At 62.7% G+C, this 18780-nt stretch carries 13 protein-coding genes; 10 read left to right on the forward strand and 3 right to left on the reverse strand.

All coding sequences use genetic code 11. The features are described from left to right. Positions 1-33: 33 nt before the first annotated feature. The 6 genes from E2F43_RS14520 to ettA all read left to right on the forward strand — a co-directional run bounded on the left by E2F43_RS14520 (position 34) and on the right by ettA (position 11543). On the forward strand, positions 34-1482 hold the full coding sequence (locus E2F43_RS14520) for a circularly permuted type 2 ATP-grasp protein (protein WP_133213884.1): 1449 nt from the start codon (positions 34-36) through the stop codon (positions 1480-1482). Continuing rightward, entirely contained in the window at positions 1479-2417 is a 939-nt protein-coding gene (locus E2F43_RS14525) for an alpha-E domain-containing protein (protein ID WP_133213886.1), read from the forward strand. Before E2F43_RS14520 ends, E2F43_RS14525 begins: the two co-directional genes overlap by 4 nt. A 44-nt stretch (positions 2418-2461) precedes the next feature. Further along, on the forward strand, positions 2462-5815 hold the full coding sequence (locus tag E2F43_RS14530) for a transglutaminase family protein (protein ID WP_133213888.1): 3354 nt from the start codon (positions 2462-2464) through the stop codon (positions 5813-5815). Positions 5816-5881: 66 nt separating this feature from the next. After that, complete coding sequence (locus E2F43_RS14535; protein WP_133213890.1) at positions 5882-8452, forward strand: circularly permuted type 2 ATP-grasp protein; 2571 nt, start codon at positions 5882-5884, stop codon at positions 8450-8452. Beyond that, a complete protein-coding gene (locus E2F43_RS14540) occupies positions 8452-9345 on the forward strand; it encodes a transglutaminase family protein (RefSeq protein WP_133213892.1) in 894 nt (297 codons plus the stop codon). The genes E2F43_RS14535 and E2F43_RS14540 overlap by 1 nt, the downstream gene beginning before the upstream one ends. 533 nt (positions 9346-9878) lie before the next feature. Next, complete coding sequence (ettA, locus tag E2F43_RS14545) at positions 9879-11543, forward strand: energy-dependent translational throttle protein EttA (protein WP_133213894.1); 1665 nt, start codon at positions 9879-9881, stop codon at positions 11541-11543. A gap of 75 nt (positions 11544-11618) precedes the next feature. Here the strand turns inward: ettA and E2F43_RS14550 are convergent, their stop codons facing one another. Both E2F43_RS14550 and E2F43_RS14555 read right to left on the reverse strand, forming a co-directional pair. Next, entirely contained in the window at positions 11619-12071 is a 453-nt protein-coding gene (locus tag E2F43_RS14550; RefSeq protein WP_133213896.1) for a hypothetical protein, read from the reverse strand. Positions 12072-12088: 17 nt separating this feature from the next. Next, positions 12089-14245, reverse strand: coding sequence for a toll/interleukin-1 receptor domain-containing protein (locus E2F43_RS14555; RefSeq protein ID WP_133213898.1), 2157 nt, complete (start codon positions 14243-14245; stop codon positions 12089-12091). A gap of 131 nt (positions 14246-14376) precedes the next feature. On the opposite strand from E2F43_RS14555, the gene E2F43_RS14560 reads away from it, so the two are divergent. Then, positions 14377-14748: a PilZ domain-containing protein gene (locus E2F43_RS14560; protein ID WP_133213900.1), complete on the forward strand. Its 372-nt coding sequence runs from the start codon at positions 14377-14379 to the stop codon at positions 14746-14748. 47 nt (positions 14749-14795) lie between these two features. Here E2F43_RS14560 and radA read toward each other — a convergent pair whose 3' ends face one another. Next, positions 14796-16178, reverse strand: coding sequence for a DNA repair protein RadA (radA, locus tag E2F43_RS14565; protein WP_133213902.1), 1383 nt, complete (start codon positions 16176-16178; stop codon positions 14796-14798). 253 nt (positions 16179-16431) lie between these two features. Here radA and E2F43_RS14570 point away from each other — a divergent pair, with 253 nt between their 5' ends. From E2F43_RS14570 to E2F43_RS14580, 3 genes are all read left to right on the forward strand, one after another. Next, positions 16432-17559 carry a DnaT-like ssDNA-binding domain-containing protein gene (locus E2F43_RS14570; RefSeq protein WP_133213904.1) on the forward strand — a complete coding sequence of 376 codons (1128 nt, stop codon included), beginning with the start codon at positions 16432-16434 and terminating at the stop codon, positions 17557-17559. After that, on the forward strand, positions 17471-18139 hold the full coding sequence (locus E2F43_RS14575) for a replication protein P (protein ID WP_165954330.1): 669 nt from the start codon (positions 17471-17473) through the stop codon (positions 18137-18139). Before E2F43_RS14570 ends, E2F43_RS14575 begins: the two co-directional genes overlap by 89 nt. 327 nt (positions 18140-18466) lie before the next feature. Next, a complete protein-coding gene (locus E2F43_RS14580; RefSeq protein ID WP_133213906.1) occupies positions 18467-18760 on the forward strand; it encodes a GIY-YIG nuclease family protein in 294 nt (97 codons plus the stop codon). Positions 18761-18780 lie beyond the last annotated feature (20 nt).

An 18780-nucleotide genomic window follows, 5' to 3' on the forward strand; every position in this document is an offset into this window, starting at 1 on the left:
CTGCAATATCGCTCAATACCAACAAGGGGGCACATGAACAAAAGCTGGCAATCGTACGAAACCGGGCCGTATTACGACGAACTCGTCACCGAGGCAGGCAAGCCCAGGGTCGTGGCGCGACGGGCAGTGAACATGCTGCAGTCGCTCTCCGATGAGGAAATGTCCGCCCGGCGCACCGCGGCGGAGTTGGCCATCAACGACATGGGTATCTCCTTTACCGTGTATTCGGAGGGGGAAAACATCGATCGGGCCTGGCCTTTCGACATCATCCCGCGAATCATCAAGAGCAAGGACTGGGCCCGGGTCAGCAAGGGCCTGGCACAGCGCACCCGTGCGCTGAACTGCTTTATTGATGATATCTACAACAAGCAGAAGATACTCAAGGACGGTATCGTGCCGGCGGAGACCGTACTGGAATCCGGTAATTACAAGGAACAGTGCGCCGGCATGTCGCCTCTTTATGGTGCATGGGCCCACGTCTGTGGCACCGATCTGGTGCGCGACCGGGATGGCAAATTCTATGTGCTGGAAGACAACCTGCGGGTACCTTCCGGCGTCTCCTATATGCTGGAGAACCGGGAAATCACCAAAAGGGTGCTTCCCGAGCTGTTTGAAAACTACAGCATCCAGCCGGTGGATGATTACCCCTCCCGGCTGCACAGTACCCTGGCGGCGCTTTCCCCCCGCAAACATCGCCGCCCCTGCATCGTGGTACTCACCCCCGGTATCTACAATTCCGCCTATTTCGAACACTCCTTCCTGGCCAGAGGCATGGGGGCTGAACTGGTGGAAGGCTCAGACCTGTTCGTCGACGATGACGACTGTCTATACATGCGCACCGTCGACGGTGCCGAGCGGGTAGACGTGGTCTACCGACGCATCGACGACGACTTTCTCGACCCGGAAGTGTTCAACCCGAAATCCATGCTCGGCGTGCCCGGCATCATGCGCGCCTGGAAGGCCGGCCACGTGGCCATCGCCAACGCCCCCGGCTCGGGCGTGGCGGATGACAAGGTCGTCTATGCCTTTGTCCCCGACATGATTCGCTACTACCTGAACGAGAAACCTGCCATCGACAGTGTCAAAACCTATCTGTGCATGCACGAAAAGGACCGGGAATACGTACTCAACAACCTGGACAAACTGGTGGTCAAGCCCGCCAATGAGTCGGGCGGCTACGGCCTGCTGGTCGGTCCCCACTCCACCAAGGCCAAGCGCGATCAGTTCGCCAAACTGATTGAAAAGAACCCGCGCAATTACATCGCCCAGCCCACCCTGTCCCTGTCCACGGCGCCGACCTATGCCGGCGACCGGGTGGAGCCCCGGCACCTGGACCTGCGACCCTTTATCCTCTCCTCCAGGGAGACCTGGGTCACCCCCGGCGGATTGACCCGGGTGGCCATGGTAAAAGGTTCTCTGGTGGTGAATTCCTCCCAGGGTGGCGGCAGTAAAGACACCTGGATCGTGGAGGGCTCGAAATGAGACTGCTCTCCCGAGTCGCCGAACGGCTGTACTGGATGGCCCGCTACATGGAACGGGCCGAGGATACCGCCCGCCTGACCCAGTCCTACAGTCACCTGTACATGGATACGCCCGAGGGCGCTGATCTCGGCTGGGACGTGCTGGTCAATATTCTTGATGGCCAGCCGGCCTTCGAGAATCGCTTCCGCGTCTACAATGAACAGAATGTCCTCAAGTTCCTGATTTCCGACGAGGACAACTTCGCCAGTATCCGCCAGTCGGTCAGGGCCGCCCGGGAGAATGTGCGCACCACCCGCGACGTGCTGCCCGAGGCGGTATGGGAGCACGTCAACGAGCTTTACCTCTATACCAAGGAGCACGCTGAGACCTCCATCGGCCGCCGCAACCGGCACCGGTTCCTGGATGAGGTACAGGGCCGCTGCCAGATTGTCGCCGGCCTGGTGCTGACGACCATGTGCCGCGACAACGCTTTTCGTTTCATGGCTTTGGGTCACCTGCTGGAACGGGCGGATATGACCACCCGTGTCATCGACGTGGGCGCGGGCGCCCTGCTCGGCAGCGGGCGCAGCAACCAGACCATCGATCCGCTGATCTGGGGCAGCCTGCTGCAGAGCCTGTCCGCCATGAGCACCTACCGCCGCAACGTGGGGCCCCTGCCCGAGGCAGCCCCGGCGGTAGAGTTCATCTTCAAGGACCCCACCCTGCCGCGCTCCCTGCAGTTCTGCCTGAACAGTATTCGCGGTGAACTCAAGCAGCTGAAACACAATGAGCAGGCCCTGAAAACCCTGGAACGGGCCCGCCGTCGCCTCAAGCGCTTTAACCCGGCGCAGGCCAGCTGGCAGGAGTTGCACCAGTTTATCGATGACATTCAGGTGGACCTCTACAACCTGGGCGAAAACATCAACCAGAGCTGGTTCCTGACCGATCCTGCTTAGCGACAATCACCCCAAGCGCTGACGCGCCGGAGCTGTAACCACTAATGACCATTCGGGTAGCGATTAATCACCGAACGTCCTATCAATTCGACCGGCCAGTGAACATGTCACCGCATACGGTGCGACTGCGCCCTGCGCCCCACTCACGCACGCCGATCCACAGCTACAGCCTGAAGATCAAGCCCGAGGCGCACTTCATCAACTGGCAGCAGGACGCCTTCGGCAACTACCTGGCAAGGCTGGTATTCCCGGAAAAGTGCACCGAGTTCGAGGTGGACGTGGAGGTGATCGCCGATATGACGGTGATCAACCCCTTCGACTTCTTCGTTGAGGACTATGCCGAGAACTATCCCTTCGAGTACCCGGAGCAGCTGAAGAAAGAGCTGCAACCCTACCTGGAAAAGGAGGAGTACGGGCCCCTGTTCGACGAGCTGGTGGCAGGCATCGACCGCAGTGAGGTGCCCATCAACGACTTTCTGGTCAGCATCAACCAGAGCATTGAACAGAAAATCGAGTACCTGGTGCGACTGGAACCCGGGGTGCAAACCCCCGAGGAGACCCTGGCGCTGAAAAAAGGCTCCTGCCGGGATTCCGCCTGGCTGCTGGCCCAGCTGCTGCGCCACCTGGGCCTGGCCGCCCGCTTTGCCTCGGGCTATCTGGTACAACTGAAGGCCGACGAAAAGTCCCTGGACGGCCCCTCGGGCACCGAGGAGGACTTTACCGACCTGCACGCCTGGTGCGAGGTCTTCATACCGGGGGCGGGCTGGATCGGACTGGACCCCACCTCCGGCCTGTTCGCCAGCGAGGGCCACATTCCCCTGGCCTGCACCCCGCACCCGGTGTCCGCCGCGCCCATTGTCGGCGCCACGGACAAATGCGAGGTGGAATTCGACTTCAGTAATACGGTCACCCGGATTCTGGAAGACCCGAGGGTCACCAAGCCCTACACCGAGGACCAGTGGGCTCACATCCTCGCCCTGGGCAGCGCGGTAGACCGCCTGTTCGACATCAACGACGTGCGCCTGACCATGGGCGGCGAGCCAACCTTTGTCTCCATCGATGACATGGAATCGGACCAGTGGAACACCGACGCCCTCGGCGACGACAAACTGAGCCTGGCCAAAACCCTGCTGCTGCGACTGCGTGACCGCTTTGCGCCCCAGGGCCTGCTGCACTATGGCCAGGGCAAATGGTATCCCGGGGAGGAAGTTCCACGCTGGGCGCTGGGGGTTTTCTGGCGCAAGGACGGCGAACCCCTGTGGCAGGACCACAGCCTGCTGGCCAGGGTCGACAGGGACTACCAGCGGGATGTGAAAGACTGTATCCGCTTCGGCAGTAAACTCTGTGACCTGCTGGGCCTGCCCCGGGCCTGCAGCCAGCCGGCCTTCGAGGACGGCCTGCACTACCTGATGCAGGAGCAGAATCTGCCGAAAAACCTCGACATTCTGTCCCACAAGGTGAAGGGAGACCTGGACCGGCGCCGGCTGGCACGGCTGATCGAGCGCGGCTTTTCCATTCCCACCGGCATGGTACTGCCCCTGGCCCGCAACACCGGCTGGCCCATTGCGGAAAAAGCCTGGCATTCCAGCCTGTGGCCAATGAAGCGGGAGCGCATCACCCTGATCCCCGGGGACTCCCCCATGGGCCTGCGACTACCCCTGGCGGATCTGCCGGAACTGGCGGAAAAAGCCAGCCACTTCCAGCCCCAACGGGACCCCTTCGAGAAACGCGAGGCACTGACCAGACGCGAGGATATACATTTCCCGGAAAGCGCGGGCAAGAATGCCGACGCGCCACTGCCGGAGCCGGAGTACGAGGAGGTGGTGCGCACCGCCATGTGCATCGAGGCCCGCGAGGGCAGGCTGTACGTGTTCATGCCGCCGCTGGAATACCTGGAGGACTACGTCGAACTGATCGCCGCGGTGGAAGAAACCGCCGCCAGCCTCGAGCTACCGGTCATTATCGAGGGCTACGAGCCGCCGAAGGACCCGCGCATACAGAAACTGCTGGTCACCCCCGACCCGGGGGTCATCGAGGTCAACGTCCACCCCTCCAACAACTGGGACGAGCTGGTGGAGAACACCACCGCCCTCTATGAAGAGGCCAGGCTGTCGCGCCTGTCCACTGAAAAGTTCATGCTCGACGGCCGCCACACGGGCACCGGCGGCGGCAACCACATTACTCTGGGCGGTGCCACACCGGCAGACAGCCCCATGCTCCGGCGACCGGACCTGCTGCGCAGCCTGATCACCTTCTGGCAGCACCACCCGAGCCTGTCCTACCTGTTCTCCGGCATGTTTATCGGCCCCACATCCCAGGCGCCCCGGGTCGACGAGGGCCGCGACGAAATGCTCTACGAGCTGGAGGTCGCCTTTTCCCAGATGAGTGAGGGCGAAGTGCCACAGCCCTGGCTGGTGGACCGCCTGCTGCGCAACCTGCTGATTGATGTCACCGGCAATACCCACCGCGCCGAGTTCTGTATCGACAAGCTCTACTCTCCCTCGGGACCCGCCGGCCGGCTGGGCATTCTCGAGTTCCGTGGCTTTGAAATGCCGCCGCATCCGCGCATGGCGCTGGTCCAGGCGCTGCTGCTGCGCTGCCTGGTAGCGAGGTTCTGGCAAACGCCCTATCACAAGCCACTGGTGCGCTGGGGCACCGAGCTGCACGACCGGTTCATGCTGCCCCACTATATCTGGGAGGACATGAGGTACGTGGTGGGCGACCTGCGCGAACACGGCTTCGCCTTCGAGCTGGACTGGCTGCTGCCCTTCGAGGAATTTCGCTTCCCCCATTACGGCCGGGTGCAGCTGGACGGCATCGAGATGGAATTGCGCTGGGCGGTGGAACCCTGGCACGTGCTGGGCGAGGAAACCACCAGCTTCGGCACCTCGCGCTACGTCGACTCCTCGGTGGAGCGGCTGCAGATTCGCTGCACCAACATGACCGACGGCCGCTACGTGGTGGCCTGTAACGGCCGCCGGGTGCCGATGCGCACTACCGGCACCCAGGGTGAGTACGTGGGCGGGGTGCGCTACCGGGCCTGGCAGCCGCCCTCGGCGCTGCACCCGCTGATCGGGGTGCATGTACCGCTGACCTTCGACCTGATCGACACCTGGAACGGGCGTTCCCTGGGAGGCTGCACCTACCACGTCTCTCACCCCGGGGGGCGCAGTTACGAAACCTTCCCGGTGAACGCCTTCGAGGCGGAATCCCGGCGCATCAACCGCTTCGATACGGTCAGCCATACCCAGGGGCCGTTTATCCCCATGCCCGAAGTCTCCGCCATGCGCGAGTTCTTCCCCACCGGCGCGGTGCCCAGGCCGATGGAGCCACCACCGGAGGAGCCCGCCGGGGAGTACCCCTATATTCTGGATATGCGCAGTCCCGGGCCACGCTAGCCTCACCGGCCCGTATTGCGTATATTGATCGGCCGCTTCTACCGCCCGGCGCCAGAAACCAGCCCTATGAACCAGTCACAGTCGATCAACCAGACGCCGGTGGGGACCCCCGCCGGGCCGCTGGAATACCCGTCCAGCCCCGGGGTGCTTGACGAAACCCGGGGCGCCGACGGTGCCCTGAAGCCGGGCTGGGACTACCTGCTGGACAGCATTGGCAACCTGGGCGCCGAGGTCATGCGCCAGCGTGAGCAGAAAGCCCGCCGCATCCTCCGCGACGACGGCGCCAGCTACAATATCTACGGCAAACCCGGCAGCGCCAGCAACAGCTGGGAGCTGGACCCGGTTCCCCACGTCATCAGCAGCGAGGACTGGTCCGGCATTGAAACGGGACTGGTGGAACGCTCGGAGCTGTTCAACCTGATCCTGCGGGACCTCTACGGTCCCCGCGACCTGATCCGCCATGGCGCCCTGCCCCCGGAAGCGCTGTACAGCCACGGCGGCTTCCTGCGGGCCTGCCAGGGCATGCAGATGCCCGGCGAACACGAACTGATCCTGCACGCGGTAGACATGGTGCGCCAGGCCGATGGCACGATGTGCATACTCTCCGACCGCACCCAGGTACCCTCCGGCGCCGGCTATGTGCTGGAAAACCGGACGGTGATGTCGCGGGTCTTTCCCAGCCTGTACCGCGACAGCCATGTGCACCGGATTGCCAATTTCTACCAGCGACTGCGGCTGAAACTGACCTCCCTGGCACCCTCCGGCGACATCCCCCGCATTGCCCTGCTCACCCCCGGCGCTCACAACGAGACCTACTTCGAGCATGCTTATCTCGCCAACTACATGGGCTTCTCCCTGGTGCAGAGCGGTGACCTGGTGGTTCGCAACGGCTTCCTGTGGATGAAGTCGCTGGACGGTCTCAAGCGGGTGGAAGTGCTGCTGCGCCGGGTCGATGACGAGTTCTGTGATCCGGTGGAATTGCGGCCCGATTCCCAGCTGGGCGTTCCCGGGCTGCTGGAAATTGTCCGCAACGGCCGCCTGGTCGTCGCCAACCCCCTGGGTAGCGGTGTGCTGGAAAACGCCATACTGCTGAAATACCTGCCGAAGATCGCCACCCAGCTGCTGGGGCGCGAACTGCGCCTGGCCACCGTCAAAACCTTCTGGGCGGGTGACGATGCTGACTTCGAGCACATTACCCGTGATTTCGATAACCTGATTATCAAACGCGCCTGGCGGGCTGCCGGCCAGGCCAGCGTTTACGGCGGCGACCTGGACGATAACCAGAAGCAGGCACTGCTGGCGGATATCCATCGCCACCGCTACCACTATGTGGCCCAGCCCAGGTTGGCGAAACCCTGTATACCGGCATTCAACGGCACTGCCCTGGAGCCCCGCGCCAACCTGTTGCGAACCTTCTCGGTGGCTACCGACAGTTCCTACACGGTACTGCCCGGCGGGCTCACCCGGATAGCGACCTCCACCGAGGGCCAGTTTATCAGCATGCAGGAGGGCAGCCCGTCCAAGGATACCTGGATCACCGCCTCGGAACCGGAGCGCGTGTTGCAGGCAGACCTCGATGAGGATCAACCGCGCAGCCTGCCGGAGACTCAGGCAGACAGCCTGCCCAGCCGGGTGGTGGAGAATCTCTACTGGATGGGCCGCTATGCCGAGCGCGCCGAGGCCTCCATGCGCCTGCTGCGTACCGTATTTGTCCTCCTCAATGGCGAGGAGCCCATCAGCCCGGAAGCCCAGCGCATTCTGCTGCAGACGGTTTCCCAGGCCACCTACACCCTGCCCGGTTTCACCGCCGCCACGCCGGAACAGCTGGCCAACCCGGAACCAGAGTTGCTGCAGATTGTCCGCGATGGCAAGCGCAGCGGCAGTGTCCGCTCCACCATCGAATCGATGCTGCGAGCAGCGGAGGAGTCCAAGGAATCCCTCTCAACCGACACCATCCGGGTCATCAACGACCTGCGTGACGCCCTGGATAACCTGGACGCGGACCTGGTCGGCGGGCTGGCTTCAGCACCGGAGGAAGCGCTGGACCCGCTGGTCACAGCCCTCGCGGGCCTCTCCGGTCTGACCCAGGAGTCCATGATCCGCAGCGTGGGCTGGCGGTTTATGGACATGGGCAAACGCATTGAGCGCTCGCTGCAGACCATTGCCACGGTTAAGGGCCTGCTCAGCTCTGTGGGCGGGGAAATGGACCAGAGTGTGCTGCTCACTGCCATGCTGACCTCCATGGAGGCGCTGATGACCTATCGTCGCCGTGGCCGGGAACGGCACGGCATGGAACTGGGCCTGGAGCTGGTACTGCTGGATCGCAGCAATCCCCGCTCACTGATTTTCCAGCTGGAGCGGCTCGAGGAACACCTGCAGGAGCTGCCCACATCGGATCCCGCTGCCGGCGAACTGGACGAAGAGGCACGCGCCCTGCTGGAAGCAACGTCCACACTCAAGCTGACCCGCCTGCCCCACCTGCTGCAGACCAGCGGCAGTACGCGACCGGAGGTGAATGCCCTGATGACCCAGCTGGCCGGACTGCTGCGCGAGTTCAGCCGGTTTATCAGCGACAAGCACTTCGACCACCGCTCCGGGCCGCAACAGCTGTTTACCACCATCCGGGGGGTCCGCTGATGCGCTACCGTGTCCGCCACTCCACCCACTACCGGTACTCGGCCAGGGTAACCTCCTGTTATAACCTGGCCTATGTGCTGCCACGAGATACCCGGCGCCAGAAGTGCCTGAGCAGCCGGGTGAGCGTGTCGCCACAACCGGCCATTACCCGCACGCGCAGCGACTATTTCGGCAACCAGGCCTACCACTTTGAGATCCAGCGCCCGCACAGGGAGCTGGTGATCTCGGTGGAGAGCGAAATCCGGGTTTCCCACCCGGACCAGGGCCTCAACCTCGACCTGGGCATATCCTACGAGCAGGCCGTGCAGCAGATCCGCAAGGACCGCTCCCAGCAGGCGCTGAACGCGCGGGAGTACCTGCTTGACTCCCCGATGATCGCAGCCAGCGAAGAACTGGCCCAGTATGCCCATCAGTCGTTTGCCCCGGACAAGTCGCTCAGGTCCTGTGTGGCCGACCTGACCAGCCGGATCTTCAGCGACTTTACCTACGACCCGGACTTCACCACCATCGCCACGCCGCTGGCGGAGGTGCTGGAACATCGCCGCGGCGTCTGCCAGGACTTCGCCCACCTGCAGATAGGCTGCCTGCGTGCGGTGGGCATTCCCGCCAAGTACGTGTCCGGTTATATCGAAACCCTGCCGGCGCCCGGCGAAGAAAAGCTGGTAGGCGCCGACGCCACCCACGCCTGGATCGCCTACTATTGCCCGGACGAGGGCTGGGTGGAATTCGACCCCACCAACGACACCCCGGCCCACACCCAACATATCGTTACCGCTTTTGGCCGGGATTATTTCGATGTTACCCCGGTCAAAGGGGTGATTTTCGGTGGTGGGGATCATCCGCAGTTAAGTGTTTCGGTCGATGTGGCGCGGTTAGAGGAAGCTGCGCCTTAAGCGCGTCATTTCCGCACCGACGGATGCCCAGCACCGTCATTCCAGCAGGGGCTCCATACACCGTCATTCCAGCAGGGCTCCATAACACCGTCATTCCAGCAGGGCTCCACACACCGTCATTCCAGCAGGGCTCCATACACCGTCATTCCAGCAGGGCTCCATACACCGTCATTCCAGCAGGGCTCCACACACCGTCATTCCAGCAGGGCTCCACACACCGTCATTCCAGCAGGGTTCCACACACCGTCATTCCCGCGGAAGCGGGAATCCAGCGACTGGATTGCCCGAGACCATCTCTACACGAAGTCGATCTGACGCGGGAGGAGCGCCCACAAATGAACCGCGGGTAACTGCGGCGGGTAGCTGGATTCCCGCTTCCGCGGGAATGACGCCGGAGGAGCGGGAATGACGCGGGAGGCGCGGGAATGACGCCGGAGGAGCGGGAATGACGCGGGAGGTGCGGGAATGACGGCCGGGGGTGCAGGCTGCTAAACTCCGCCCCTGCTAACTCACAGCCTGGAAGCTCCTGAACAATGGCCCAATACGTCTACACCATGAACCGGGTCGGCAAGATCGTGCCGCCAAAAAAAGAAATCCTCAAGGACATCTCCCTGTCCTTTTTCCCCGGCGCCAAGATCGGCGTGCTGGGCCTGAACGGCGCCGGCAAGTCCACCCTGCTGCGCATCATGGCGGGGGTGGATACGGATATTGTGGGCGAGGCCCGCCCCCAGCCCGGCATCAAGATCGGCTACCTGCCCCAGGAGCCCCAGCTGGACCCTGCCAAGGACGTGCGCGGCAACGTCGAAGAGGGCGTACAGGAGGCCATCGACGCACTCGCGGGACTGGAGAAAGTCTACGCTGACTACGCTGAGCCCGATGCCGATTTCGACGCCCTGGCCAAGGAGCAGGCCCGGCTGGAAGACATTATCCAGGCCACCGATGCCCACAACCTGGAACACAAGCTGGAGGTGGCCGCCGATGCCCTGCGCCTGCCCCCCTGGGATGCAGACGTGACGACCCTGTCCGGCGGTGAACGCCGCCGGGTAGCGCTGTGCCGGCTGTTGCTTTCCAACCCGGACATGATCCTGCTGGACGAACCCACCAACCACCTCGACGCGGAAAGTGTCGCCTGGCTTGAGCGCTTCCTGGAGGACTTTCCCGGCACGGTGGTGGCCATCACCCACGATCGCTACTTCCTCGACAACGCCGCCGGCTGGATCCTGGAACTGGACCGGGGCTACGGCATTCCCTACGAAGGCAACTACTCCGACTGGCTGGACGCCAAGGAAAAACGCCTGGAGCAGGAAAAACGCCAGGAAGCCTCCCACCAGAAAGCGATCAAGGCGGAGCTGGAGTGGGTGCGCTCCAACCCCAAGGGACGCCAGGCCAAGAGCAAGGCGCGCCTGGCCCGCTTCGATGAACTGCAGTCACAGGAATTCCAGAGCCGTAACGAGACCAACGAGATCTACATTCCCCCGGGACCGCGCCTGGGTGACAACGTCATCGAGGTCAGCAACCTGAAGAAAACCTTCGGCGATCGCCTGCTGTTCGACGATGTCAGTTTCGTGGTACCCCCGGGTTCGATCGTGGGCATCATCGGCGCCAACGGCATGGGTAAATCCACCCTGTTCAAGATCATGGTCGGCCAGGAACAGCCGGATGGTGGTGAGGTAAAAGTCGGTGAAACGGTGAAGCTGGGCTACGTCGACCAGTCCCGCGATGACCTGGACGGCAGCAAGACCGTGTGGGAAGAGATTTCCGACGGCCACGACATCATTCGTATCGGCAACTACGAAGTGCCTTCCCGCTCCTACTGCGGGCGCTTCAACTTCAAGGGCTCGGACCAGCAAAAATACGTCAAGGACCTGTCCGGCGGTGAGCGCAACCGCCTGCACCTGGCCAAGTTGCTCAAACAGGGCGCCAATGTGCTGTTGCTGGACGAACCCACCAACGACCTGGACGTGGAAACCCTGCGCGCCCTGGAAGAAGCCCTGCTGGCGTTTCCCGGCTCGGCCCTGGTCATCTCCCACGACCGCTGGTTCCTGGACCGTATCGCCACCCACATCCTCGCCTACGAGGACGATGGCGGCGTGGTGTTCCACGAGGGTAACTTCAGTGACTACGAGGAAGCCCGCAAGAAGCGACTGGGCGCGGCGGCGGACCAGCCCCACCGGGTAAAGTACCGCAAACTGAAATAGGCACACCCGGGGCCCCGTTGACGCGGACGTGGGGCCCCTGCTGTGGTCAGCGAGTCCTGCCGGCGACCCGGCTGGTCAGTTCTTGTTGACGAAGTTCGGGTCCAGCGTATAGGTGGTACCAGCACTGGTCACGTACAGGTTGTAAGGGTGGGTGACACCTTCGGAGGTGCCGTCGGAGTCATCGTCCTCCAGTTCCAGTTCCGTGTTGTTATTGGTCGGCTGGTTAGAGCCGATGGTGAAGGTGAGAAAACTGTCCCCGGGGACAAGATCCTGCCAGTTGCCGGCATCGTCCTGCAGGCGGATGACCGCTGTGCCGTCGGCGGGAAAGGTATACCCCTCCACCTCCAGTTCGAAGGTCACGTTGGTGTCTTCATAGACCGTCACGTTGCCCTGGCCGTCTACACTCGGCGGGGTCTTGCCACTGCCGGAGTTCGAGGCATTGGTCTGGCTGTAGCTCCCGGTGGCTTTGCCATCGACAACCGTGATTTCATCAATCTTTACGTTCAGAACTGCTTTATTGTTGTCCATTTTTCCTGCCTTCCCTGTTAGCGTCTGTTGTTGGGGCGGCGCTGGCCCTGCGCGGAAAGACTGCCATCAGCCCCGGACTCAAAGCCCGGGTGCCGGTAACCCCTGTCGCGCAGGTAGGCGGCCAGCGCGTCGGCCCGCTCCTGCTTGCCAAGACGGTGCAACACCGTAACCAGCGCCGCAATGCGCGTCGGCTCGAGTTCATCGGGTTCCCCCTCAAGCGCGGCCTGGGCGCGATGCCAGAGTCGCCTGGCCTCGTCCTCGCGCCCCTGAGTATAGACAATATCCCCCAACAGCAGGCTGGACTCAGCCAGCAGCAGCGGCGCTTCCTTCTGCCCGGCAATGCTGTCGTAGTCGCTCACCAGTTGCCCATAATAGGTATCGAGCCATTGCTCGGCCTGATCCGTTCGCTGCTGCTCAAAGGCCACCTGCGCCGCCAGGTAGCGGCACCGCCAGTCGAGTTCTACCTGCCAGAACAACACCGAGTCATCGCGTTGGCGCAGCGCCTCGGCGAGATTGACACAGGCCCGGGACTGCTCCGCTGCCGCCGCCAGTTCCCCCTGCAAAACCCTGATCTCGACGAGGTCCTGCAGTAACAGGATGTCCTGTTCCAGGGTCAGGGTGTGATCCGGCTCGAAAGTCTTCATTTCCCTCAACGCGGTGTACTCGGGCAGCAGCAGGTCCAGGGCAGCGTCGCTGTCACCCCCGATCAGCGCCAACTGGGCTGCCCCGCGCCTGGCTATGACCAGCTGGCGCCGGGCAGCCTGGTCAGCGGGATCCTGTTCCAGGACCTGCATCCAGGTGTTGACCTCTTCCCGGCTATGCACGCCGGCCTGTCGGAATTTCTTCTGGTGGCGGTATGCGCTGGAAAGCCAGGAGTGTATGTTGGCCCACTCATCCGTACGGGGATCCCCCTTTTCCCGCAGCCGTTCCAGCGCATCCACAGCACTGAGCAAATGCGTCTCCGCCTGCGACCAGTCCTGTATCTCTACCGCCAGGCCGCCCATCGCCTGATGCCCGTAAAACAGCTCCAGCAGCCACCGGGGTTCAGCGGGCTCCAGCTCGACCAGTTGTTGCGCATACTGGAGGTATCGTTCAAAGGACACCGAAGCCTGGGCGTAGTGACCCTGCTGGAACGCCACCAGCCCCATCCAGAACACACTCTGGGCGTGATCGAACACCCGCCGGGGATTATCCGGCTGCGCCACCATCAGCAGTTCGGTGGATTCGGCGGCCAGCGTAAAGCGGTCCAGCGCTGCCTCAACGTCGCCCTTGAGACCACTGATCTCGCCCAACAGGTGCAAAGCCCGCGCCCGCCGCCCCAGGGACTCCGGTTCCAGGGACTGCTGGTCCTGGCGGGCGTAATAGTCCAGTGCCCGGGAGCCGACCACGTCCAGCACGTCCAACCTGCCCACCGGCTCCAGCTTCTCGCGCAGGTCGCTGAGCATGAACTCGATCAGCCCTTCCGCCTCCTCCCGGCGCTGTTCTGCCAACCGTCGCGACTCGTCGGCCACCGCGCGGGCGGCATCCGCCGCACGCCGCTCGTTGACCGCGGTGTAGGTGAGCCAGCCCATGACGACCATGCCCACCATCGCTGCCGTGGCAACCAATGCCAGGAACCGGTGCCGACGCTGGGCTTCACGCTGCACCAGCTGGTCCAGCCCGACCCCCAACAGGGTGGCGGCCACCTTGTGCAGGGCCAGGCGCCGGTTGGCCCGTCCTCCCTGTAAATCTGCAGCCAGCGGCTCCAGCACGGCGGCGCCAATCTCACCGGTGGGCAGTACCTCCTGTCGCAGGGGCGTCGGAAAGCTGCGCTCTGGATCACCCTCCGCGACGACCGCGATGATATTGTCCGAGCCGTGAATTTTCTTGAACTCGATGATCTCCCGGTTGGTCCAGTGGGACCGGGCCGAATTCGGCGAACAGATGACGATGAGGAATTCGGACTGCTGCAGCGCTTCCACCAGACTGCGGCTGAGATTGGCGGCGGCCACCAACTCTTCCTGGTCACGGAAGATGGGGCGCAATGGAAAGGCGGTGCTGTGCGCATCGACCTGGGAGGACGGCAGCACGCCACGCGGAGGGCGGTAGGTTTCCAGCGCGCTGTGCAGCCAGCGCGCGGTCGCCTCGTCCTCATGGCTGTAACTGATAAACGCCTTGTACTTGAACCTCGACAACGCCCGTCCCCCGGGGTGCGAAACCGCTATTAGACAACTTAGCGTCCGGGGCTGTCTATATAGCCCCCGGCTATCGCCAAACCTCCGTGCCGGCGCTATAGTAATCCCACGCACGATAAAAAGGCTTGAGCATGACGGAAATTCGCAATGAGCAGCGCCGCTTTACCCGCGTCGCTCTGGACCTGCCGGTGGAAGTCCACCAGGGCGGCAGCATGTGGCCCCAGCGGCTGATTGATATTTCCCTGACAGGGGTCGCCACCGACCAGCCCGACCTGTGGGACGCGCAGTACAACGAACCCTTTACCCTGGTCATAAAACTGGAAGACGGCAGCGACCTGGAGCTGTATGCCTACCTGCAGCACGTGGAATCGGGTCGCCTGGGTTTCTCGGTGCAGCACGTGGACCGGGAGAACATCGAGCCGCTGATGACCCTGCTCGGCAAGCACATGGATATCGCGACACTGGATGAAGAACTGACGCGGCTGGAAGAGCATCCGGAATAGCGCCCTACACCGGTCACTCCGCCGGCCAGGCGCCGGGTATTTGCAGGCTACTCCACCGCCCCCAGCGCCTCACTCAATTTACTCACCGCGATCACCTTCATGCCCGGAATGTCCGACTTGGGGGCATTGCCCCTCGGCACAATGGCCCGCTTGAAGCCGTGTTTGGCAGCCTCTGACAAACGTTCCTGGCCCGAGGGCACCGGGCGGATTTCGCCGGACAGGCCCACTTCACCAAAAATCACCATATCCCGGGGTAGCTGCCGGTCGCGGAAGCTGGAGACTATGGCCAGCAGCAGGGCGAGGTCGGCGCTGGTTTCCAGCACTTTCACCCCGCCAACCACATTGGCGAACACGTCCTGGTCGCCCACCTGCAATCCGCCGTGGCGGTGCAGCACCGCCAGCAGCATGGCCAGGCGATTCTGTTCCAGGCCCACCGCCACCCGCCGCGGGTTGCCCAGTTGGCTGTCATCCACCAGCGCCTGGATTTCCACCAGCAATGGCCGGGTCCCTTCCCATACCACCATCACCGCGGAGCCGGAAGCCGGTTCGTTACTGCGGTCGAGAAATATGGCGGACGGGTTCCTGACCTCGCGCAGACCCTGCTCGGTCATGGCGAAAACGCCCAGCTCATTCACCGCACCGAAGCGGTTTTTCTGCCCCCGCAGGGTGCGAAAGCGGGAGTCGTGACCGCCTTCCAGCAGTATTGAGCAATCGATCATGTGTTCCAGCACCTTGGGGCCGGCGAGGGAACCGTCCTTGGTGACGTGGCCCACCAGGAACAGCACGGTGCCGCTCTGTTTGGCAAAGCGGGTCAGGTAGGCGGCGCACTCGCGCACCTGGGACACGCTGCCCGGGGCCGAGGCGATTTCGTCCGTGTGCACCACCTGGATAGAATCCACCACCAGTACCCTGGGCCTGAACTCCTCGGCGGCGGCCACGATGGTCTCCACGTTGGTTTCCGACATCAGTCGCAGCCTGTCAGTGGGCAATTGCAGGCGCTGCGCCCGCATGGCCACCTGCTGCAGGGATTCCTCGCCGGTGATGTACAAACCTTCCATGGACTGGGCCAGGTGGCACATGGTCTGCAGCAGCAGGGTGCTCTTGCCGGCACCGGGATTGCCCCCCACCAACACAGCGGAGCCGGGCACCAGGCCTCCGCCAAGGACCCGGTCGAACTCCTCGGCACCGGAGGAAAAGCGCGGCAGATCGTCGAGATCGATGTCCTTGAGCACCTGGGCGGTGGCCAGCGCCCCGGCAAAACCGGCCCGGCTGGCGGTAACGCCACTGCCGGCGCGACCGGAACCCTTGGCGGGTCCCAGCCTGATCTCGGTAATGCAGTTCCACTGCCCGCAATCGGCGCACTGACCCTGCCACTTGGCGTAGTCAGAGCCACATTCGTTACAGACGAAGGCTGTTTTTTGTTTGGCCAATGTTGAGTTTCCCGCTCCCTAGACCGTCATTCCCGCGCACCCCGGGGTGCCGTCTCTCGCGCTTGCAGCGCAATTCACCTTGCAGGCGGGGATGCAGGGACTTCGATAGTTGCCCTGATGCCGCTGGATTCCCGCCTGCGCGGGAATGACGACAGGTGTGTTAACCATCACCTGATAAGCAAACGCGTTTTTGCTGTAAGTCCCGAATTAACCCCGGTATCCTATCAGACCGTTTCACCAAACCGTAAGTCGCATGTCTGATTCCTCCCTGGTCCCCGAACGTCAGCTGGTATTTTCCCCCGGCCTCGCGGCGACCATCGGCCTGGAGGAGGCCATATTGCTGCAGCACCTGCAGCAGTTGTTCGAGCATCGGGAACCGCAGCTGCGTGACAACTTCGCCTGGCTCAGCATCGAGCGCGAGTACCTGCTGACCTCCCTGCCCTTCTGGAATGCGGTGGACCTGCACCGGATAACCCGCAGCCTGGTGGACAAGGGCGTGATGCTGATGGAATCGCCACCCCTGCACAGCAGCGAGAAGCTGGTGTTTGCCCTCAACGAACCGGTGCGCGCCAACCAGCCCGCCCCGGTGCAGGAATCCCCGCCGCCCCCAACCCGGCGCAGCGCCGGCCTGCTCCCGGTGCACTGGTCGCCCAGCGAGGACCTGCTGCAGTTGCTGGCCCTTAACCACAACATACCCCGGCAGTTCGCCCTGGACCAACTGGAAGATTTCATCTTTTACTGGCGCGAGCGCGGTGAAACCTCCCACGCCTGGGAGAATAAATTCCGCCAGCATGTCACCAACAACTGGCGGCGGCAGCAGCAAACCCGGACCTCCGATTTCGAGGTCAGGCAACCCACGCCACTGGATAACAACTGGCGCCCGAGCATGGATGCCATGGAAATCATGCAACGCGGCGGGGTTGCCACCGACTTTATCGAGCAGGCCATCCCCGAGTTCATACTCTACTGGCGGGAGCGCGGGGCGGCGCCGAAGGAACTCAACTCGAAGTTCATCCAGCACATTCGCATTCAATGGGCGCGCTATACCTCCAGCCTGGAGCACAGTACCGAGCCCCGGCGCATCGTCGATCACTGGCAGCCCAGCGCCGATGTTTACGACATCCTGCGCATGTCACATATCGACCTGGATTTCGCCCGGGAACTGCTGCCGGAATTCATCGTCTACTGGAAGGACTCCAACCAGGCCCACACCTCCTGGAACAGCAAGTTCCTGCAGCATGTAAAATACCACTGGGCCAAGCGCCACCAACTGCAACAAACGGATACCAGCCATGGCGGACAGCAGGGAACTCATTCAACGGGTCGCACAAGGGATCGAAGCCTCGAAGACGACCTCACCGACACCAGCTGGGCAAGCTGAACCAAAACGTCCAGCTGGCGAGGGACACGTCGAGGCCATCAACCAGGTCTTCGCCCTGTTTCGCCTCAATTATCACAACCAGTACTACGCCGCCTATCCGGACGCCAGCCAGCTCAGCCAGATCAAGAAGCTGTGGCTGGAATCCCTGGCGGACTTCCCCGTAGAGCAAATCCTCAAGGGCGCCAAACACGCCATCGAACACAGTGAGTACCTGCCCACCCTCAACCGGATGATCGAGTGCTGCCAGGCGGGGCTGGTGGAATACGGCCTGCCCGCCCCCCACGATGCCTATGTCGAGGCCTGCCAGGCGGCGTCTCCCAGGTCGGCCCAGCCCTGGAGCCACCCGGCGGTGTATCTGGCCGGGCGCGACAGCGACTGGTTCTTCCTGGCCAATAACGAGGAAAGAATGACCTGGCCGGTGTACCGCGGGCACTACCAGAAGTATTGTGCGGCGGTGTTACGGGGCGAGGAGCTGAGTGTGCCGGCACCGGAAGCGCTGGAGAAGGAGACGGCCGAGCCCTTGTCCCGGGAGGAGCAGCTGGAACAGCTGCGGAAGCTGCGGGAGAGTTCGGGGTTATAAGAGCGATTCCGGCTCCATTGACCGCCTGCAATCATTACCACCCACCGTCATTCCCATGGACCAGGGATTCCAGGCCGGTCAATGAGCGCCGAGAGGGCTCGGGTTGTATAGCCAACGGCTACATCAGCAACCGCCTGCAATCATTACCACCCACCGTCATTCCCATGGACCAGGGAATCCAGGCCGGTCAATGAGCGCCAAGAGGCCTCGGGTTGTAAAGCCAACGGCTACACAAGCGACCGTTTGCAATCATTACCACCCACCGTCATTCCCGCGAAAGCGGGAATCCAGTAGGCTGTTGTGCAAATACACTGATAGACACCGGATATGGATATCCAGCCCGCAGTCTACATCCTTGCCAGCCGCCGCAACGGCACTCTCTATACTGGCGTCACGGGTAATCTTCCACGCCGGGTCTGGCTGCATGCCAACAACGTAGTAGAAGGGTTTTCCAGCAGGCATAAAACCCACCGATTGGTCTGGTATGAATGCCACGAGACCATGGAATCCGCAATTTTGAGGGAAAAGCGGATCAAGAAATGGGAACGACGCTGGAAGTTGGCGCTTATAGAAGAAGTTAATCCCTACTGGCGGGACCTGTGGCCGGAGGTTTGTTGCTAAAGGGAGGGACAGGACGCTGG

The organism is Seongchinamella unica (assembly GCF_004354085.1).
Taxonomy (GTDB): Bacteria; Pseudomonadota; Gammaproteobacteria; order Pseudomonadales; family Halieaceae; genus Halioglobus; species Halioglobus unicus.